This window comes from Microbispora bryophytorum (assembly GCF_043197435.1).
Classification (GTDB): domain Bacteria; phylum Actinomycetota; class Actinomycetes; order Streptosporangiales; family Streptosporangiaceae; genus Microbispora; species Microbispora bryophytorum.
Genome location: NZ_JBICTF010000002.1, coordinates 13,901 through 31,807, shown reverse-complemented (window position 1 = coordinate 31,807; position 17,907 = coordinate 13,901). Strand labels below are relative to the sequence as shown.

The window sequence follows — 17,907 nt, the reverse complement described above, 5'->3', positions numbered from 1 at the left end:
CCATCACAGTTCCGCCATCTCCGTACGGCTCCCGCGTCCCGGCGCGGGAGCCGTACGCGTATGTCGGGACACATGCGGTGGTCGGGCGGCGGCGAAGTGCCCCAAGTTGACAATGATTTTCATTTGCGAGACATTTGAAAGGGATGTTTCCCGTGATGCATCTCTTTGATGCACTGCTTTGATAAGCCGACTTGAGGATTCGTCGTGCTCTCGCCGCTCGCCCGTGTGTTCTCGTCCGCCGCTCTGCTCGTGCTGTTCGCCGCCGGGTGCGGTGGCGGGGACACGCCCCCTTCCCCTTCCGATCCGGCCCAGCCGCTGAAGGTGGTGGCGACCACCACGCAGGTGGCCGACTTCGCCCGCAACGTCGGCGGCGACCGGGTCCGCGTCCACCAGTTGCTCAGGCCGAACGTCGATCCCCACGACTACGAGCCGTCCCCGGCGGACATGAAGGCCATCGCCGAGGCCGACGTGCTCGTCAAGAACGGGGTGGGCCTGGAGAAATGGCTGGACGAGACGATCTCGGCCGCCGGTTTCGACGGGCCGGTGGTCGACGCCTCCCAGGGCGTGCCGATCCGCGACGGCGATCCGCACATCTGGCACAACCCGCTGAACGTCAAGACGATGGCCGCCACGATCGAGAGGGCCTTCGCCGCCGCCGATCCGCGCGACACCGCGGCCTACCAGGCCAACCGGGCGGCGTACGACGCGAAGCTGGACGCGCTCGACGGCGAGATCTCGAAGAAGATCGAGTCGGTCCCCGCCGACCGGCGCACGCTCGTGACCAACCACGACGCCTTCGGCTACTACCTCGACCGTTACAAGCTGACGTTCGTCGGCTCGATCATCCCGAGCTTCGACACCTCGGCCGAGCTGTCCGCCAAGCAGGTGGCCGACCTCGTCGCCGAGATCAAGGCGACCGGGGTGGTCGCCATCTTCTCGGAGGCGTCGCTGCCGCCCAAGACGGCCGAGGCGGTCGGCCGCGAGGCGGGGGTGACGGTCGTGGCCGGGCAGGACGCGCTGTACGGCGACTCGCTGGGCCCGGAAGGGTCGGCCGGTGCGACCTACCTGCAGATGGAGGAGCACAATACCGACACCATCGTCAACGCGTTGAGGGGGACCGCCGCATGAGTGAGCACGCGCCGACCCTGGTGCTCGACCGGGCGAGCGTGGCCTACGGCGACGTCCCCGTTCTGGAAGAACTGCACGGTGTCGTCCACGAGGGCGAGGCCGTGGCGCTGATCGGCCCGAACGGCGCCGGCAAGTCCACGTTCATCAAGGCGCTGCTCGGCCTGGTGCCGGTCGTGCGCGGACGGATCGAGGTGCTGGGCCGGCCCCCGGCGCAGGCCCGCCGCGACGTCGCCTACGTGCCGCAGGCCGACACGCTCGACCCGGACTTCCCGGTGTCGGTCGAGCAGGTGGTGATGATGGGCCGCTACCGGCGGATCGGCTGGCTGCGCCGCCCCTCCGCCGCCGACCGGGCCGAGGTGGCCGACGCCCTGGAGCAGGTCGGGCTGGCCGGACGGGCCCGTGACCGGTTCGGCACGCTGTCGGGCGGGCAGCGCCAGCGGGTGCTGCTGGCCAGGGCCATCGCCGCCAAGCCGCGGATGCTGCTGCTCGACGAGCCGTTCAACGGCGTGGACGCGGTCAGCCAGCACGCGTTGCTGGAGGCGATCGGTGCACTGAAGGCGCAGGGCGCCTCCGTCGTCGTCAGCACCCACGACCTCGCCATCGCCCACCTCGCCTGTGACGAGGTGTGCCTGCTCAACCGGCACCAGTTCGGCTTCGGCCCGACCGGCGACGTGCTGACGCCCGAGCGGCTGCGCGCGACGTACGGCGGGCACGCGCTCGAACTGCGCGGCGACCGTGTGATCGTGACCCAGACATGATCCTCTTCGAACCCTTCCATCTGCCGTTCATGGCCCGCGCGCTGGTCGAACTGCTCGTCCTCGGCGCGCTCGCGGGCACGGTCGGCGTGCTGGTGCTGCTGCGCCGGCTGGCCTTCGTCAGCGACACCCTGACGCACACCGTCTTTCCCGGCGTGGTCATCGGCCACCTCATGGCCGGAAACGGCGGCATCTTCTGGGGTGCGCTGGCCGCCGGGGTCGTCACGGCCGTCCTGCTCACGCTGCTCACCCAGCGCCGCCGGGTGAACGAGGACGCCGCGCTCGCCATGCTGCTGACCACGCTGTTCGCGGTCGGCGTGGTGCTGGTGTCGCGGCAGACCGGCTTCACCTCCGACCTCACCGCGTTCCTGTTCGGCCGGGTGCTGACGGTCACCGAGGCGCAACTCGCGCAGACCGCCGTCGTGACGGTCGTGGTCGTGGCGTTGCTGGCGGTGCTGCGGCGTCCGCTGCTGCTGCGCGCCTTCGACCCCGAGGGCGCCCAGGCGGCCGGTGTGCGCGTGGGCCTGCTCGACCTCGTGCTGAACGTCGCGGTCGCGCTGGTCGTCGTGGCCGCCGTCAAGGCGGTCGGCACGGTCCTCGTGATCGCACTGCTCATCGTGCCGGCCGCGGCGGCGCGCAGGCTGTCGGACCGGCTCGCGGTCATCGTGCCGCTCGCCTGCGTCGTCGGCGCGGCCGCCGGGTGGCTCGGGCTCGTCGTGAGCTACGAGGCGTCGGTCGGGCACGGCGTCAGGCTCGCCTCCGGCGCGACCGTGGTGCTCGTCCTGGTGACGATGTACGTCCTGGCCCACGTCGCCGGATTCGTCCGCAGGAAGGCGGGCCTGAGCCGGGCCCGCCGCCGCTCGGTCCTGGAGGCGGCGTGAACTGGCTCGACTCCACCGTCCACCGGGCCCTTGTCGAGGCCGTCCTGGTCGGCGTACTGGGAGGGGTGGTCGGCGTCTTCGTGATCGCGCGGCGGCTGCCGTTCTTCACGATGGCCCTCACGCACGCGACGTTCCCCGGCATCGTCGTCGCCGCCATGCTCGGGGTGAACCTCTACCTCGGCGGCGGGCTGTTCGGGCTGCTGGTGGTCGCCGCCGTCCTGGCGTTCGGCCGGGGACGGGGGCAGGACTTCACCACCGCCACGGGCATCGCGCTGTCGGGCGGCTTCGCGCTCGGCGTGGTGCTGGTGTCGGCCCAGGACGGCTTCACCAGGGACCTGGCGGCCTACACGGTGGGCGACGTCCTCGCCGTCGGCACGGGCGACCTGGTGGCGACCGCCGCCGTCGCCGTGGGCGTGCTGCTCCTGCTCGCCCTGCTGGGCAAGGAACTGCTGCTCGCGGCGTTCGATCCGGTGGGGGCGGCGGCGCTCGGGCTGCCCACCGTGCTGCTGGACTTCGCGCTGCTCGCGGTGGTCGAGGTGACCGTCGTCGCCACCGTTCCGGCGCTGGGGACGATCCTCGCCGTGGCGCTGATCGTGGGTCCGGCCGCGACCGCCCGCCTGCTCACCGACCGGCTCGCGCCGCTGTTCCCGCTCGCCGCCGCGATCGGGGTCGCGTGCGCGCTCGCGGGCGTGTGGGTCTCCACGCAGTGGGACGTCGCAACCGGGGCCTCCATCGCCCTGTTCGTGGGCCTGGTGTTCGGGGCGGCCTTCCTCGGCACCGCCGTACGCGGCCGGGTCAGACGGGCCGCGGCCGTCAGGGCTTGATCGTCAGCGCTTGATCATCAGGGCGTGAGCAGCACCTTGATCGCGCCGTCCTCCTTCTTCTGGAAGATCTCGTAGCCGTGCGGGGCCTGGTCGAGCGGCAGGCGGTGGGTCGCCAGGTCCTCGACCCCCAGGGGATCGCCGTCGCCGGTCAGCAGCGGCATGAGATCGTCCACCCACCGCTTGACGTGGGCCTGGCCCATCCTGAGCGTGATGCCCTTGTCGAACATCTGCAGCATGGGCATGGGGTCGGTCATCCCGCCGTACACACCGCTGACCGAGATCGTGCCGCCGCGGCGTACGGTCTCGATGGCGTCCTGCAGCGCGGCGAGCCGGTCGAGCCCGGCGCGGGTCATCATGGCGGCGGCGGCCCTGTCGGGCAGCATCCCGGTGACGGTCTGGGCGAGCTTGCCCACCGTGTAGCCGTGCGCCTCCATGCCGACGGCGTCGATGACCGAGTCGGTGCCCCTGCCCGCGGTCATCGACCGGATCGCCTCGGGCACGTCGTCGGTCTCGTTCCCGTCGATCACCTCGATGCCGTGCCGCCGGGCCATCTCCAGGCGTTCGGGGACGATGTCCACGCCGATCACCCGATAGCCGCGGTGGCGCGCGATGCGGGCGGACATCTGCCCGATCGGGCCGAGGCCGAAGACCGTGACGCTGCCGCCGTCCGGCACCTCGGCCCACTCGACGGCCTGCCAGGAGGTGGGCAGCACGTCGGAGAGGTAGACGAACCTCTCGTCCGGCGGCCCGTCCGGCACCTTGATCGGCCCGAAGTGCGCCTGCGGCACGCGCAGGTACTGCGCCTGTCCGCCGGGCACCTCGCCGTACAGCTTGGTGTAGCCGAAGAGCGCGGCGCCCGTGTCGTACTCGCGGACCTGGGTGGTCTCGCACTGGGCGTACAGCGCGCGGTCGCACATGTAGCAGTGGCCGCACGAGATGTTGAACGGGATCACGACGCGGTCGCCGGGGGAGATGTGGGTGACCTCCGCGCCGACCTCCTCGACGACGCCCATCGGCTCGTGGCCCAGGATGTCGCCCTCGCCGATGAACGGGCCGAGCACCTCGTAGAGGTGCAGATCGGAGCCGCAGATCGCGGTCGTGGTGACCCGGATGATCGCGTCGGTGGGTTCCTTGACGGCCGGGTCGGGGACCTCCTCCACCCGTACGTCGCGCTTGCCGTGCCAGGTAACTGCTTTCATGGTTTCCCCGTATGCCCTGCGTCGGGCGGGGGAAACGGCACCCTGGCCGTCAGAGGTGCAGCACGCCGCCCTGGTCGTCCACCTGGTCGGCGTTGTCGTCGTCGAACCACACGCCGCCCGTCGCGAGGTAGCGGAACCGGTGTGCGCCGGGTGGGAGGATCACCGACACGGTGCGGGTGCCGTTCCTGCGCCGCAGCAGTTCGTGGCGGCCGGGCAGCCAGTCGTTGAAGTCGCCGACCACGCTGACCGCCCCCGAGGGCTCGTCAACGGGCAGGGCAAAGGTGACTCGGGTTTTCCGCCCGAACAGCCTGGTGCGCTTGAGCATGCCGCATAGTTTGGCGTAACACACCTAAAGGAAGAAACAAGTACACACAGGACGTAACACAATATTCACGGCCTTTTCAGGGCGCGTGCCCGACCCCGCAGAGAAACCACGTGGGCAGGTGGCGGCGGGCCTGCCGGGCGAGCGGGTTCTCGTCGTCGGGCCGCCAGTCGTCGAGCGGGACGAGCCCCGGTTCGATGAGCTGGAAGCCGTCGAACAGCTCGTGGATCTGCTCGCGGCTCCGCAGGGTGATGCCGCTGCTGGCCTGCCGGTAGACGGCCGCCCCGTCGCGGGCGTCGCCGGCCCGTTCCTCGTCGGTGACGTGTGTCAGCACGAGGTGGCTTCCCGGGGCGACGGACTCCCTGAGGCGGGCCACGAGCTCGGCCGGCTTGTCGTCGTCGGAGAGGAAGTGCACCACGGCCACGAGCAGGATCGCGACCGGCTCCGCGAGGTCGATCAGCGACCGAAGCTCAGGATCGGCCAGGATCTCCTCGGGGCGCCGCAGGTCCCCCTGCACGGTGACGGTGGCGGCGGCGGTGCCCGACAGCAGCGCGCGGGCGTGCGCGAGCACGACCGGGTCGTTGTCCACGTACGCCACCCGGACGCCGGGGTCCATCTCGTGCGCCACCTCGTGGACGCTGCCCTCGGTCGGCAGCCCGGTGCCGATGTCCACGAACTGCCGGATCCCGGCCTCGGTCACCAGGTGGCGTACGGCCCGGCGCAGGAAGGCGCGGTTGCGACGGGCGAGCGCGGGGGCCTCGGGCGCGACCTGCATGACCCGCTCGGCGGCTTCTCGGTCGGCCGCGAAATTGTCCTTTCCGCCGAGAAAATAGTTGTACATGCGCGCGGGATTGGGGATGCCCGCATCGATTCCGGGTGGCGGCTCGTCATCGGCCACGCAATATCTCCTCACTCACGGTAGTAAAGAGGACGTGGTGCGAGCATAAGGGCCACAAGGGAAAAACCCAACGAACAACGCCACAACTCTGTGACCCCATTCCACCCGCCTCCACAGCACCGCCACCACTGCGCCGCCACCACTGCGGCCGGGGGACCTAGGACCATCGTCCGATGTGGGGGCGTGGTTCGGGGATTTATAACGGGACACATGTACGCCATTCGACTCCACGCCTTTGGTCCCGCCGAGAATCTCGTCTACGAGGAGGTCGAGGATCCCGAGCCGGGGCCAGGCCAGGTCCGCGTGGCCGTACGGGCGGCGGGGGTGCACCTCGTCGACACCACGTTGCGGGCCGGGAAGTACGCCGGCGGCCCGATCCCCGTCCCCGACCTGCCCACGATCCCCGGCCGGGAGGTCGCCGGGGTCGTCGACGCCGTCGGTCCCGGGGTCGATCCCGGCCTGGTCGGCAGGCGCGTGGTGACCCATCTCGGGATGGTTCCCGGCGGATACGCCGAGCTGGCCGTACGGGACGCCTCGGCGATCCACGAGATCCCGGACGGCCTCGGGTACGGCGAGGCGGTGGCGATGATCGGCACCGGCCGGACGACCATGGGCATCCTCGACGTCGCGGAGATCCGGGCGGACGACGTCGTCCTGGTGACGGCGGCGGCCGGAGGCATCGGCAACCTGCTCGTGCAGGCGGCGGTGCGGGCCGGCGCCACGGTCGTGGGGCTGGCCGGCGGCGCGGCCAAGGTGAGCAGGGTGCTGGAGCTGGGCGCGCACCACGCCGTGGACTACGCCGTGCCCGGCTGGCCCGGCGAGGTGAGGGCGATCCTCGGTGACCGGGAGGTCACGCTGGCGCTCGACGGCGTCGGCGGGGACCTCGGGCGGGCGACCCTGGAGTTGCTCGGCGTCGGCGGCAGGATCGTGCTGTTCGGCTGGGCGGACGCCGAGGGCGGCCCGACCGCGCTGACCACGCAGGACCTGTACGCGCGCGGCATCACGGCGGCGGTGGCGGTCGGCCCGCGGGTGCTGAAGCGGCCGGGCGGCCTGCGGGGCCTGGAGGAGCGTGCGCTGGCGGCGGCGGGGTCGGGTGCGGGGTCGGGCGCGCTCGTCCCGCTGGTGCAGAGCTTCCCGCTCAAGGACGCCGCCGCCGCGCACGCCGCGCTGGAGACCCGCGCGACCACCGGCAAGGTCGTGCTCGTCCCCTAGGCGACGCACCCTAGGTCACGAGCACGGGGTGGGGGAGCACCGAGGTGTGGCAGTAGCCGAGGTCGTTCCAGGGAGTGGTGTCGGGCTGGGAGCGGCCGTGCTCGTCGGTGGCCCGCACCCGCACGACGTGGGCGCCGGGGGTGGGATCCCAGGGGAACCGCCAGCGGGTCCAGGCGCCCGCGAGGTCCGGCCCGTCGAGGGCGGCCGGTTGCCAGGGACCGTCGTCGATCCGGTAGTCGACGGCGGCGATGCGGTCCTCCCCGGCGTACGCCCGGACACGGATCGTCTGCGGGCCGGAGTGCAGCCGCGCGGGCCAGGGCAGCTCGACCAGGCTCGCGACCGGCGTGGAGGTGATCGGCACGGCCGGCTGCCCGGAGGCGACGATCACGTAGTCCTCGGTGTTCCACGGCACGCTCAGCGGCCGGTCCGACACCTCGATCCGGCCCACCCACTTGATGCTCGCCGCGCCGAGCCAGCCGGAGACCACCACGCGGGCGGGGAAGCCATGGTCGGGCGGCAGGATCTCGCCGTTCATGGCGAGCGCGAGCAGGGTGTCGGGGGCCAGGGCCTTGGCGAGGGGCATCGGGCGGCGCCCGCGCGGCTCGTCGAGCCCTTCGGGCATGACCTCGACGGCGGCGTCCGTCAGGCCCGCGGGTTCGAGCAGGTCGCGCAGCGGGATCCCGGTCCACTCGGCGGTCCCGATCGCGCCGCGGCCCCATTGCACCCCGTCGAAGCGGCGGCCGTGCTCGGCGCCGAAGAGGGCGCGCCTGTTGCCCGCGCACTCCAGAGTGCGGACGACGGACACGAGCGGGAACCGGCGCCACAGGTCGTCATAGGTGTAGCGGACGGTGTGGCGCACACCGCCGCCCTCGACGCGCAGCGTCCAGGTGCTCGCGTCGAGACGGGGGGTCGGGGCGTGGTTGCGGACGAAAAAGCGGTCAAGGGGGGTGAGCAGTCCCGGCAGGCGGTCGGGCCGGGTGCCGTAGTCGAGGCCGGTGCCCGCGTCCTCCATGAGGGCGGCGATGACCGGCTTCACCACCGCCGTGCGGGTGCCACGTGTCGTACGCATCGGCCCTTTCCTTCCGGTCCCTTCCGTCCCTTCTGGTCCCTTCCGGGCCGACGCGGTGACGGCCGTCAGCCCAGGTCGTGGCTCGCCTTCCGGGCCTGACGCTGAGCCCAGGACGCGAGGCGCGACCAGCGCCGGGCCGCGACCAGGCGGCTGGCGACGCGTGCGTTGTCGGCCTCGCGGTGCAACTCGGTGACGCGCTCGGTGATGCGCTCGGTGGCCATGGAGTAGTCGTAGAACATCATTACCGTCCAGCTCGCCGTTGTAACTGTCTTAAATTTCTTTGGCAGTTACAAAGCTAGGGCAAAGGGGCGTAACTGGTCAAGTTGATTTGGGCAGTGACAAGAGCTGGGCTCGCTGGGCGTCGTACCCGATGCAGTGGGTAGGGGTGGCCGTATGGCAGAGATCGGTTTCACCCTGATGTGCGAGCAGACGCCCGCGAAGGAGCTGGTGGAGGACGCGGTCACCGCCGAGCGCGTGGGCTTCGACTACGCGGTCATCTCCGACCACTACTTCCCGTGGCTGGAGGAGATGGGCCACTCTCCGTACGCCTGGTCGGTGCTGGGCGCGGCGGCGCAGGCCACCGAGCGGCTGCCGCTGATGACGTACGTGACGTGCCCGATCATGCGCTATCACCCGGCCGTGGTGGCGCAGAAGGCGGCCACGATGGGAGTGCTCAGCGACGGCCGGTTCACCCTCGGCGTGGGCGCGGGCGAGAACCTGAACGAGCACGTGGTGGGGCACGGCTGGCCGCCGGTCAACACCCGCCACGACATGTTCCGCGAGGCCATCGAGGTCATCAAGGAGCTCTTCCAGGGCGGTTACCGCAACTACCGCGGTGAGTACTTCGACATCGACTCGGCCCGGCTGTTCGACCTGCCGGAGCGGCCGGTGCCCATCGCGGTCGCCGCGTCCGGCGAGCAGTCGGCGGACATCGCGGCCGAGCTCGGCGACGGCCTCGTGTCGACCGACCCGGACGGGTCGCTGGTGGAGAAGTTCGCCGCGTCCGGCGGCGAGGGCAAGCCCGTCTACGGCCAGCTGGCCGTCTGCTACGACCCCGACAAGGACGCCGCGGTCGAGCGGGCGCACCGCCTGTGGCGCTGGTCGGTGGCAGGCTGGAAGGTCATGTCGGAGCTGCCCGCGCCGGTCAACTTCGCCGCCGCGACCGAGACCGTACGGCCCGAGGATGTGGCGGAGAAGGTGCCCTGCGGCGCGGACGTCGGCGCCGTGGTGGAGGCCGTGCGGCAGTACACCGATGCCGGTTTCACCCACCTCGCGCTCGTGCAGGTCGGACGGGAGCGGCAGCGGGAGTTCTTCGAGTGGTCGGAGAAGGAGCTCCTCCCCGCGCTGCGCGATCTATAGGCGGAGATGATCCGTCACCTCCCGGCGGTCTGCGCCTCCCGCCTCCAGGGAAGCGCGGGCAGCCCGCACCGCACCCGCAGGACCATCCAGAAGGCCGGGGCGAGCAGCAGCACGGCGACCAGCACCCAGACGGTCTGGGTGTTGCCGACGCCGAACATCTTCAGCGCGGAGGCGAGCAGCACGAACGCCAGGACGCGGCGGATCAGCCCGCCGGGGGCGCGCGAGGAGATCCGCGAGCCGAGGTAGACGCCGGGGATGGAGCCCACCAGCAGCGCGACCGTGACCGACAGCGTGAACTCGCCGAACAGCAGGTGCCCGAACGCGGCCGACATGACGAGCGGCACGGCCTGCACCAGGTCGGTGCCGACGAGCTGGTTGGCCTTCAGCGCGGGATAGAGCGCCAGCAGGGCCACGATGATCAGAGAGCCGGAGCCGACCGAGGTGACGCCGACCACCAGTCCGCCGACGGCACCCACCAGTGCGGTCGGCAGCGGCCGTACGGCGACGGAGGGCATCTCGGTCGCGGCCGGTTCGCCGGGGGAGGCGGTGCGGCGGCCGGTCTCGGGGGTGCGGCCCTCGGCGCGGTCGCGCATCGCGAGGTAGCCGCGCACGGCCAGGCCGCCGGCCGCGATGAGCAGGGCGATGCCGAGGCCCTTCTGGATCACCTCCTGCACGGCCTCGCCGCTGCCCAGGGCGCGGGCGATGAGCACTCCGCAGAACGCCGCGGGGACCGAGCCCGCGCACAACCAGGCGACGAGCCGCAGGTTGACCGTCCCGCGGCGCAGATGTACGAAGCTGCCCACCGGTTTCATGACGGCGGCGGCGACGAGGTCGCTGGAGACGGCGGCGAGGGGTGGCACGCCGAAGAACGTCACGAGCATGGGCGTCATCAGGGCGCCGCCGCCCATCCCGGTGAGGCCGACGACGACGGCGACCAGGAACGAGCCGATCGCCATGGTGTAGTCGAAATGCACTCACTAACCCTACCTAACCCATCGGAATTATGGATACCCCCCTGCCGTGGTGAACCCGAAGATCATCAACCTGGCGATTTTCGGGGCGAAGTAGTCTGGAGTGACGAAGCAGGAATCGGGGGACGCGGCCATGGCGGGAACGCACGGGTGAGAGGCGCCGCGGGTTCGGCCGGCCCGGTCCCCGACCTCATGGCGGCGCTGCTCGAAGGCAGCGGCGAGGGCATCGTGCTGCGCGACGCCGACGGCGTCGTGACGCTGGCCAACGCGGCGGCGGCCCGCATGGTGCCGCGGGTCGAGCCGGGCCTTCCCGCGCCCGCGCCGCTCGACTCCGTCCCGCCGGCCCCCGAAGGCAAGGTCGTGCTGCACGGCGGCCGGGCGATCCGGATCCGCGCACAGGCGGTCAGCGGCGGCATGCTCGCGTGGTACCTCACCGACCTGAGCGCGGCACGGCGCACCGAGTTCCTGCTGGAGGCCGGCCGCCGCCTGTCCGCCTCGCTCAATCCGCACCGGTGCGCCCGGGCCGCGGCGGAGCTGGGCGCCGACTTCCTGGCCGACATGGCGATCGTGCTGCTGCCGCCCACCTACCGCCGCCGGATCGAGTGGGTGCGCGCCGTCTCCGGCCGGTACGGCCCCGAGGAGGGCGTCCTGCCGGCCGCCGAGGCGGCGGAGGTGCCCGGCCTGAGCGACGCGCTCGCGGGCCTGCGGCACGGGGTCGCGGGGCAACAGGACCCGGGCGGCGCACCGGGCTGGCTGCTGCCGGAGGGGTTCGGTCCGGCCGGCCAGCTGCTGGTGCTCCCGATGCCCGGCAACGGCGTGCCCGCCGGGGCGATCGTGCTCGCCCGCCGCGCCGGACGGCCGCCGTTCGACGACGACGACCAGGTGATGGCGCGCGACCTCGCGGCCCGGGCCGGCGCCGCGGTCTCGGCGGCGTCCCTGTTCCGGGAGCAGAGCACGATCAACGACATCCTGACCGGTGACCTGCTGCCGCCCGAGTTGCCCGAGATCGAGGGCATGCGGCTGGCCGGCCGGCTGCGGGCCTCGCAGCAGGCGGGCGCCATCGGCGGCGACTTCTACGACGTCTACCTCCCCGACGCGGCACCCGACGGCGGGATCGTGGAGCGGCCGCCGCTGGTCATCCTGGGCGACGTCTGCGGCAAGGGCGCCGGCGCGGCGGTCCTGGCCGGTCAGGTCCGGCACAGCCTGCGTACGCTGCTGCTGCTGGAGTGCCGTCTCGACCGGCTGCTGGAACTGCTCAACCGGTCGCTGATCGCTTCTCCGTCGCCCAATTCCTACGTCACGATGATTCTTGCCGCGCTGCGGACCGGGCCCGACGATCATGTGCTGGTCGACCTGGTCGTGGCTGGGCATCCGCCGCCGCTGGTCCTGCGCACGGACGGCACGGTGGAGGAGGTCGCCGCACGGGGTTCCCTCCTCGGCGCGTTGAAGGAGATCAGTCTGTGGCCCGCCACACTCGATCTGGCGCCCGGCGAGGTGTGCCTGCTGTACAGCGACGGCATCACCGAGGCGTTCGGCGGCCCGAGCGGGCGGGAGATGTACGGGGAGGCGCGGCTGAAGGAGGCGCTGGCGACCTGCGCGGGAATGCCGGTCGAGGCCCTGGTGGAGCGGCTGGAGCAGCTCAGCACCGAGTGGCTGGGCGGCGGCCCGGGCGGTGGTGCGGACGACCGCGCCCTGCTCGCCGTACGCGCGGGGGCGGGACGGACGGAGACGTCATGGTGATCAGCATGGTGACCGGCACGGTGACAACGTGGTGAGGCAGGATCTGGAGGCCGCCACCGGGCGTTACCTGGACCTGATCGGCCGGGCCGACGAGGAGGGCGCGGCCGACCTGGTCCTGGGGCTGATCGGCGAGGGCGTCCCCGCGGAGGACGTGCTGCTGCGGGTCATCGCCCCGTGCCAGCGCCGGGTGGGCGAGCTGTGGGCGTCGAACGAGTGGCCGGTGGCGCGCGAGCACGGGGCGACCGCCGTCAGCGAGCGGGTCGTGGCCGCCGTCAGCGGACGCGTCCGGCCCACGGCGACCCGCGGCCGGGTGGCCGTCGCCTGCGCCGACGGCGAATATCACGTTCTTCCCACCCTGATCATGGCGGAGGTGCTGCGGCTGCGGGGATGGCAGGTCGACTTCCTGGGGGCCAGCGTGCCCGGCCCGCACCTGATCACGCACCTGCACCAGACCGGGCCCGATGTGGTCGCGCTCGGCTGCATGCTGCCGACCCGGCTGCCCCGCGCGCACGCCACGATCGCGGCCTGCCAGGCCGTGGGCATCCCCGTGCTGGCCGGTGGGGCCGGGTTCGGCGCCGACGGCCGCTTCGCGCGCCTGCTCGGCGCGGACGCGTGGGCGCCCACCGCCGACGCGGCGGCCGACCGCCTCGCCGCCGGGCTGCCGTCCTTCCCCGCCGCGCCGGACGACTCAGGCGGCTCAGGCGACACCGCGGTTCATCTCGGCGGCGAGGAGTACGCGTACCTGACCCGGCACCGTGCCGACCTGCTGGCCCGCGTCATGGACACGTTGACAGGGCGACCGGAGCACACCGCCGAGGATCTCGGTAACATGGCCGACTTCCTGATCGCCGCGACGTACGTCCACGACGCCGCGCTGTTCACCGATTTCGTCGTCTGGACCTGCCGGATGCTGGAGGCCAGGCAGGTGCCTGCGGAGTCCGTCGTGCTCGGGCTGGGTGCTTTCCATGACGTGCTGACGGACTGCCCCGACGCCCGGGCGCTGCTGAACGAGGGCGTCGCCGCGGCACAGGCGTGCTGTGGCCGATCGGCCCGGCCCGCGGACCAACGAACAGAGACGAGCGTCTGATGCAGGACATGCCCCCGTTGCAGGTCGAGTCGCTCATTCCCGAGCCGGGCGCGGCACGCCTGGTGATGACCGGTGAGCTCGACTACACCACCGCTCGGGACGCGTCCGCCGAGGTGGCCAGGACGCTCGCGGCGGGCGTCGACGTGCTCGAATTCGATTTGGCGGGGCTGAAGTTCATCGACTCATCGGGCATGGCCGTCGTGATGAACGCCTACACCGACGCGGAGGAGCGCGGGACGGCCTTCCGGATCGTCGCCCTCACCCCCTACCTGCGTCATCTGATCGAGGTCGTCGCCCTCGACGACGTGCTCGACCTGCCCGGCTGAGTCATCGGGCGGGAGCGGTGCCGGGATCGAGCTGGATGGATTCGAGGACGAGGCTGTCCCCGCCCTCCGCGTCGACGTCGATCCCCCCGCACAGCCCGCAGATCGTGAGCGGGTTCGCGCACAGCGCCGAATGCCCGCACTCCCGGCAGACGAGCCGGGTGGGCTCGATGACCAGGTCGAGCGTCGCCCCTTCGGCGACCGTCCCGGCGGCGGCCAGGCAGAAGGCCTGGTCCAAGGCCGCGGGGGCGATGCGCAGCAGGGCGCCCGCCCGCACCCGGGCCCGGCGCACCCGTCTGCCGTCCGCCCGGCGCTCGACGGTTTCCAGCACCGCCTCGGCGATCCCGAACTCGTGCATCGGGGTCACCTCCTTCTTATGCGGGTTCCACCTCGTCCGGCGCGAAGTAGAGGAACCGTCCCTGCTCACGCTGGAGATCGGAGCCGGAATCGTCCTCCGGCGTCACGGCCAGGTGGCGCACCCCGTCCACGTCGAGGAACACCGCCTCGACTCGGGCGGTCCGCCCGGCCAGGAACATGTCGTCCGCGTCCGTACGGCGGTGGCCGGGCCGTAGCCGCACCCGGCTCCCCCTGGCGATCCGCACCCCGGCCACGATCACGGCGTCGTCCTCCGGAGTCGTCCTGGTGGGGACCTCCAGGCGATGGATGGCGCCGTGGAGACGTTCGAGCAGCTCCGGCGGCAGATCGGCGGCCCGTTCGAGGATCTCGGCGGCGCGCGGGTCGGTGACCCGGGCTTCCCGCTGCTCCTCCTCGGTCAGGGTCAGCGTGCGCAGCGTGAGCAACTCGTCGATCTCGGTCGAGTCGAACAGGTCTCCCGGGCTCTCCGGGTCGATGGACGGGTGGTCGTACAGGATGATCGGGGAGGACAGCACGACGTCGCGGCGCCCGCGCTCGCCCACCAGGACCGGCCAGGTGTTCTTGTTGCGGCACTGCCGCGCCGCCGCCTCGGCCCACAGCGGCGGGTCGAGCAGCGAGACGAAGGCCCCTCCGCTCACCCCGATCAGCAGGTGGGCGGCGACCAGCGAGCGGCGCACGGCCTCCTCGCGCGGCACGTCCGCCCGCTCCCAGTGCGCCGTGTTGTCCACCTCGATGCGCAGGCGGACCAGCCCGTACGGCCCGGGCAGCCGTTCGGCGGAGACCCGCATCTCCGCGTCGAGTCGCTGGTGCTCGCAGACGACCCGGCCGGTCCGCTCGGCGCCGGGTCCGGGGATGTTCTCGATGACGCGGTCGCCGGGCACCCGGACCTCGATCGTGCGCGGCCCACTCGTCACGTGTGCCAGGCTCAGCCCGGCGCGGGCCTCCCGCTCGGTGGCCTCGTCGAAGCTGAGGTAGTCGCGTCCGCCGACGGTCAGCTTCGGCACGGGCCAGTAGCCGTCGTCCTCCTCCCGCTCGACCGTCCTGCTCCTGACGTGCAGGAACCGCAGGCGCAAATCAAGCTGGGCCTCGCCGGGGGCCTCCAGCAGGCACTCCGTCACGCTGCCGGACGGCTCACCGGGGTAGTTCGGCGGCACGAGCACACCGAACTGCCAGCGCATGCGGTTCCTGGCGGCCGAGGCGCGGTAGGGGCGGAGCAAATAGCTCTCGTACAGCACGGCGTCCGCGACGCGGCGGGCCGCCTCCATCGGCGCGGTCACCGGCCCGGCTCCCGCGGCCCGTACGGCCTGCGGCGCGGCTCGGAATCACCGTCCAAGTTCAGCCCCTTTCAACGGACCGTGCCTGCTTGGGGAAAGCCCCTGGTTAATGACCGTACGCCGAGGCGTGACGGGGAGAATCAATAGATGTCGGTGATTTCGCAAAGACCGCGACAGACTGTGACAGACCACGACATGCCGATGGCCCCGGTCCGCGCCGGGGCCATCGGCAGAGCCAGGACCTAGGAGCCAGGACCTACCCGACGCTTCTGCGGCGGTACAGCGCCACCGCGGCCACGACACCGGCGGCGGCGAGGACCACCTGGATGACCAGTTCGATCCAGTCGATCCCGGGAGTCGTGGCGACTCCCAGGCCACGGGCGATCGCCGAGCCGATGAGGGCGGCGATGATACCGATGACCACGGTCAGCCAGATAGGGATGGCCTGACGCCCCGGCACGACCAGCCGGCCGAGAGCGCCGATGATGAGTCCGATGATTATGGCGGAGATGATGCCGCTGACGGCCATGCTGCCACCCTCCTTGTGTTCGGCTGCCTGCCTTCTGCCCAGGCAAAACCGGACAAAACACGACAAAAAGGGAGGATTAGGGTTGCGTGATGCGGTTCTCCCAGGCCCAGGCCGCGATCTCGACCCGGTTGCGCAGGCCGAGCTTGGCCTGGATGCCGGCCACATGGCTCTTGACCGTGCTCAGCGAGATGAACAGCTCGGCCGCGATCTCCTGGTTCGTACGGCCCCGGGCGACGGCCCGGACGACCTCCACCTCCCGGTTGGAGAGGGGATGGTCCGCCCCGCCGGCGGCCGTCAGCTGAGCCGTCTGCTGAGCCGGCAGCTGAGCCGTCAGATGGCGCAGCAGCCGCAGGGTGACCGACGGGGAGACCAGGGCGTCACCCTGGTGGGCGGCCCGTACGGCCTCCACGAGCAGGGCGGGGCCGCAGTCCTTGAGCACGAAGCCGGTCGCGCCCGCCCGCAACGCGCCGTAGACGTACTCGTCCAGGTCGAACGTGGTGACCACGACCACCCGCAGCGGGTCGGGGACGCCCGGCCCGGCCAGGGCACGGGTGACCTCGATGCCGTCGAGCCGGGGCATGCGCACGTCCACCAGGCTCACGTCGGGCCGCAGCCGCCGGGCCGCCTCCACGGCCTCGGCGCCGTCGGCCGCCTCGGCGACCACCTCGATGTCGGGCTGGTCCTCCAGGATCAGCCGCAGGCCGCCGCGGACCATCGCCTGGTCGTCGGCCACCAACACCCTGATCGTCATCGGCGTGCCCGCTCCGGCAGCGCCTGCGACCGGGGCACGGGCAGGGTGGCGAGCACCGACCAGCCGGATCCGGGGCGCGCCCCGGCGCGCAGCGTGCCGCCGAGTGCCTCGACCCGCTCGCGCATCCCGATCAGGCCGTACCCGCCGCGCTGGTGGTGCCGCGAGGGGCTTCGGGGAGAGTCGTCGGCGACCTCGACGGTGAGCGTCTCACGGTCCCGCTCCACGCTGACCGTGACCGAGCGGGCGTGTGGGGCATGGCGGGAGACGTTGGTCAGCGACTCCTGCACGATCCGGTAGACCGTGCCGGCCACCTCGGGCGGCCACGTCGCCGTCTCCTCCTCGCCCGGCAGTCGCAGGCGCACCGCACGGCCGCCCGCCTCGAAGCGCCCGACCAGCTCGTCCAGCCCGCCGGGCGCGGGGGCGGCGGGCTCGTCCGGGTCGCGCAGCAGGCCGACGACGCGGCGCATCGCGGCCAGTGCGCCGGACCCGGCGGCCTCGATCTCGGCCAGGGCGTCGCCCGCCTTCTCCGGGCTCTTCCGTGCGATCAGGCGGGCGGCCTGGGCCTGCACCACGATGCCGGTGACGTGGTGGGCGACGACGTCGTGCAACTCGCGGGCGAGCCGCAGCCGTTCCGCGCGGCGCACCTCGTCGGCGACGGTCCGCCTTCGGGCGTCGAGCAGCCGCGGGCACACCCCGGCCACGACGGCGACGGCCCAGGCCAGGACGTTCATCGCGGTGACCAAGGGCATCGCGGCGGCGAGCGTGTGCGCCGTCAGCAGGCTGCCGACGGCCACGGCCAGCCCGCCGGCCGCCACGCCGCAGGCCGTGAGGGCCGGCAGCGCCCTGACCGCCGCGCCGACCAGCACCGCCAGGCCCAGGGCCATTCCGGGTCCGGGCTCGCTGGGCAGATCGGCGAACCTGGCGGCCAGGACGGAGGTCGCCGCGACCGCCAGACCGGCCGCGGCCGCCCGCGCCGGGTCGAACCGGCGCGCCAGGGCGATCACGCACACCACCGCGCCCGCGGCGAAGTCGAACCTCCAGTAGCCGCCGCCCCAGCTGCCGGCGATCCGGGAAGCCCAGAAGACCAGCACCACGGCGAAAACGGCGCCGAGCCCGACGTCGGCCGCCCATCCCCTTACCCGCACAGCAGCGAGGCTACGAGATCGGTCGCCCGGACAGAACCGGCCAAAAGTACTGTTATCGCTGGGCC

Annotated in this window: 20 protein-coding genes; 9 read left to right on the top strand and 11 right to left on the bottom strand. The window is 72.2% G+C overall.

What is annotated here, in order from left to right; all coding sequences use genetic code 11:
* The first annotated feature begins 204 nt into the window (after positions 1-204).
* Genes ACGFIB_RS04920 through ACGFIB_RS04905 form a run of 4 tightly spaced genes read left to right on the top strand, consistent with a single transcriptional unit; the run spans position 205 to position 3,588 of the window.
* Positions 205-1,128 carry a metal ABC transporter substrate-binding protein gene (locus ACGFIB_RS04920; protein WP_357252757.1) on the top strand — a complete coding sequence of 308 codons (924 nt, stop codon included), beginning with the start codon at positions 205-207 and terminating at the stop codon, positions 1,126-1,128.
* Positions 1,125-1,886, top strand: a complete 762-nt coding sequence (locus ACGFIB_RS04915; RefSeq protein WP_142567371.1) for a metal ABC transporter ATP-binding protein — start codon at positions 1,125-1,127, stop codon at positions 1,884-1,886. The genes ACGFIB_RS04920 and ACGFIB_RS04915 overlap by 4 nt, the downstream gene beginning before the upstream one ends.
* Positions 1,883-2,764: a metal ABC transporter permease gene (locus ACGFIB_RS04910; protein ID WP_142567370.1), complete on the top strand. Its 882-nt coding sequence runs from the start codon at positions 1,883-1,885 to the stop codon at positions 2,762-2,764. The genes ACGFIB_RS04915 and ACGFIB_RS04910 overlap by 4 nt, the downstream gene beginning before the upstream one ends.
* The gene (locus ACGFIB_RS04905; RefSeq protein ID WP_142567369.1) at positions 2,761-3,588 is read left to right on the top strand and encodes a metal ABC transporter permease; all 828 of its coding nucleotides are present in this window, start codon (positions 2,761-2,763) and stop codon (positions 3,586-3,588) included. The genes ACGFIB_RS04910 and ACGFIB_RS04905 overlap by 4 nt, the downstream gene beginning before the upstream one ends.
* Positions 3,589-3,605: 17 nt before the next feature.
* Here the strand turns inward: ACGFIB_RS04905 and ACGFIB_RS04900 are convergent, their stop codons facing one another.
* From ACGFIB_RS04900 to ACGFIB_RS04890, 3 genes are all read right to left on the bottom strand, one after another.
* On the bottom strand, positions 3,606-4,787 hold the full coding sequence (locus tag ACGFIB_RS04900) for a zinc-dependent alcohol dehydrogenase (RefSeq protein ID WP_142567368.1): 1,182 nt from the start codon (positions 4,785-4,787) through the stop codon (positions 3,606-3,608).
* Positions 4,788-4,836: 49 nt separating this feature from the next.
* On the bottom strand, positions 4,837-5,112 hold the full coding sequence (locus ACGFIB_RS04895) for an isoamylase early set domain-containing protein (protein ID WP_142567367.1): 276 nt from the start codon (positions 5,110-5,112) through the stop codon (positions 4,837-4,839).
* Between the two features lie 76 nt (positions 5,113-5,188).
* On the bottom strand, positions 5,189-6,007 hold the full coding sequence (locus tag ACGFIB_RS04890) for an SAM-dependent methyltransferase (RefSeq protein ID WP_357252765.1): 819 nt from the start codon (positions 6,005-6,007) through the stop codon (positions 5,189-5,191).
* A 210-nt stretch (positions 6,008-6,217) separates the two neighbouring features.
* Between ACGFIB_RS04890 and ACGFIB_RS04885 the strand changes: the two genes are divergently transcribed.
* Positions 6,218-7,219, top strand: a complete 1,002-nt coding sequence (locus ACGFIB_RS04885; RefSeq protein WP_393368501.1) for a zinc-binding dehydrogenase — start codon at positions 6,218-6,220, stop codon at positions 7,217-7,219.
* Positions 7,220-7,229: 10 nt separating this feature from the next.
* Here ACGFIB_RS04885 and ACGFIB_RS04880 read toward each other — a convergent pair whose 3' ends face one another.
* Positions 7,230-8,288: a sulfite oxidase gene (locus ACGFIB_RS04880; RefSeq protein WP_393368499.1), complete on the bottom strand. Its 1,059-nt coding sequence runs from the start codon at positions 8,286-8,288 to the stop codon at positions 7,230-7,232.
* 65 nt (positions 8,289-8,353) lie between these two features.
* The gene (locus tag ACGFIB_RS04875) at positions 8,354-8,530 is read right to left on the bottom strand and encodes a hypothetical protein (protein ID WP_393368497.1); all 177 of its coding nucleotides are present in this window, start codon (positions 8,528-8,530) and stop codon (positions 8,354-8,356) included.
* Between the two features lie 151 nt (positions 8,531-8,681).
* Here ACGFIB_RS04875 and ACGFIB_RS04870 point away from each other — a divergent pair, with 151 nt between their 5' ends.
* On the top strand, positions 8,682-9,647 hold the full coding sequence (locus tag ACGFIB_RS04870; RefSeq protein WP_393368495.1) for an LLM class F420-dependent oxidoreductase: 966 nt from the start codon (positions 8,682-8,684) through the stop codon (positions 9,645-9,647).
* Between the two features lie 14 nt (positions 9,648-9,661).
* On the opposite strand, the gene ACGFIB_RS04865 is transcribed toward ACGFIB_RS04870, so the two are convergent.
* On the bottom strand, positions 9,662-10,621 hold the full coding sequence (locus ACGFIB_RS04865; protein ID WP_357252787.1) for a sulfite exporter TauE/SafE family protein: 960 nt from the start codon (positions 10,619-10,621) through the stop codon (positions 9,662-9,664).
* Positions 10,622-10,768: 147 nt separating this feature from the next.
* On the opposite strand from ACGFIB_RS04865, the gene ACGFIB_RS04860 reads away from it, so the two are divergent.
* From ACGFIB_RS04860 to ACGFIB_RS04850, 3 genes are read left to right on the top strand one after another with little or no spacing between them, the layout of a single operon-like run.
* The gene (locus ACGFIB_RS04860; protein WP_393368493.1) at positions 10,769-12,358 is read left to right on the top strand and encodes a SpoIIE family protein phosphatase; all 1,590 of its coding nucleotides are present in this window, start codon (positions 10,769-10,771) and stop codon (positions 12,356-12,358) included.
* Between the two features lie 28 nt (positions 12,359-12,386).
* A complete protein-coding gene (locus ACGFIB_RS04855) occupies positions 12,387-13,445 on the top strand; it encodes a cobalamin B12-binding domain-containing protein (protein ID WP_393368491.1) in 1,059 nt (352 codons plus the stop codon).
* An 8-nt stretch (positions 13,446-13,453) separates the two neighbouring features.
* Positions 13,454-13,771 carry an STAS domain-containing protein gene (locus tag ACGFIB_RS04850; RefSeq protein ID WP_167748056.1) on the top strand — a complete coding sequence of 106 codons (318 nt, stop codon included), beginning with the start codon at positions 13,454-13,456 and terminating at the stop codon, positions 13,769-13,771.
* A 1-nt stretch (position 13,772) separates the two neighbouring features.
* Here the strand turns inward: ACGFIB_RS04850 and ACGFIB_RS04845 are convergent, their stop codons facing one another.
* The 5 genes from ACGFIB_RS04845 to ACGFIB_RS04825 all read right to left on the bottom strand — a co-directional run bounded on the left by ACGFIB_RS04845 (position 13,773) and on the right by ACGFIB_RS04825 (position 17,842).
* On the bottom strand, positions 13,773-14,126 hold the full coding sequence (locus ACGFIB_RS04845; RefSeq protein ID WP_357266943.1) for a hydrogenase maturation nickel metallochaperone HypA: 354 nt from the start codon (positions 14,124-14,126) through the stop codon (positions 13,773-13,775).
* A gap of 16 nt (positions 14,127-14,142) precedes the next feature.
* On the bottom strand, positions 14,143-15,420 hold the full coding sequence (locus ACGFIB_RS04840) for a hypothetical protein (RefSeq protein WP_393368488.1): 1,278 nt from the start codon (positions 15,418-15,420) through the stop codon (positions 14,143-14,145).
* A gap of 253 nt (positions 15,421-15,673) precedes the next feature.
* Complete coding sequence (locus tag ACGFIB_RS04835; protein WP_357252802.1) at positions 15,674-15,946, bottom strand: GlsB/YeaQ/YmgE family stress response membrane protein; 273 nt, start codon at positions 15,944-15,946, stop codon at positions 15,674-15,676.
* Between the two features lie 76 nt (positions 15,947-16,022).
* The gene (locus ACGFIB_RS04830) at positions 16,023-16,697 is read right to left on the bottom strand and encodes a response regulator (protein WP_393368485.1); all 675 of its coding nucleotides are present in this window, start codon (positions 16,695-16,697) and stop codon (positions 16,023-16,025) included.
* Positions 16,694-17,842 carry a sensor histidine kinase gene (locus tag ACGFIB_RS04825; protein ID WP_393368483.1) on the bottom strand — a complete coding sequence of 383 codons (1,149 nt, stop codon included), beginning with the start codon at positions 17,840-17,842 and terminating at the stop codon, positions 16,694-16,696. Before ACGFIB_RS04825 ends, ACGFIB_RS04830 begins: the two co-directional genes overlap by 4 nt.
* Positions 17,843-17,907 lie beyond the last annotated feature (65 nt).

Excerpts from the sequence above, each read along its gene's own strand:
- ACGFIB_RS04910 (WP_142567370.1), top strand. The coding sequence starts at position 1,883 with ATGATCCTCTTCGAACCCTTCCATCTGCCGTTCATGGCCCGCGCGCTG.
- ACGFIB_RS04885 (WP_393368501.1), top strand. The coding sequence starts at position 6,218 with ATGTACGCCATTCGACTCCACGCCTTTGGTCCCGCCGAGAATCTCGTC.
- ACGFIB_RS04845 (WP_357266943.1), bottom strand. The coding sequence starts at position 14,126 with ATGCACGAGTTCGGGATCGCCGAGGCGGTGCTGGAAACCGTCGAGCGC.
- ACGFIB_RS04900 (WP_142567368.1), bottom strand. The coding sequence starts at position 4,787 with ATGAAAGCAGTTACCTGGCACGGCAAGCGCGACGTACGGGTGGAGGAG.
- ACGFIB_RS04830 (WP_393368485.1), bottom strand. The coding sequence starts at position 16,697 with ATGACGATCAGGGTGTTGGTGGCCGACGACCAGGCGATGGTCCGCGGC.
- ACGFIB_RS04915 (WP_142567371.1), top strand. The coding sequence starts at position 1,125 with ATGAGTGAGCACGCGCCGACCCTGGTGCTCGACCGGGCGAGCGTGGCC.
- ACGFIB_RS04875 (WP_393368497.1), bottom strand. The coding sequence starts at position 8,530 with ATGATGTTCTACGACTACTCCATGGCCACCGAGCGCATCACCGAGCGC.
- ACGFIB_RS04895 (WP_142567367.1), bottom strand. The coding sequence starts at position 5,112 with ATGCTCAAGCGCACCAGGCTGTTCGGGCGGAAAACCCGAGTCACCTTT.
- ACGFIB_RS04880 (WP_393368499.1), bottom strand. The coding sequence starts at position 8,288 with ATGCGTACGACACGTGGCACCCGCACGGCGGTGGTGAAGCCGGTCATC.
- ACGFIB_RS04870 (WP_393368495.1), top strand. The coding sequence starts at position 8,682 with ATGGCAGAGATCGGTTTCACCCTGATGTGCGAGCAGACGCCCGCGAAG.
- ACGFIB_RS04850 (WP_167748056.1), top strand. The coding sequence starts at position 13,454 with ATGCCCCCGTTGCAGGTCGAGTCGCTCATTCCCGAGCCGGGCGCGGCA.
- ACGFIB_RS04835 (WP_357252802.1), bottom strand. The coding sequence starts at position 15,946 with ATGGCCGTCAGCGGCATCATCTCCGCCATAATCATCGGACTCATCATC.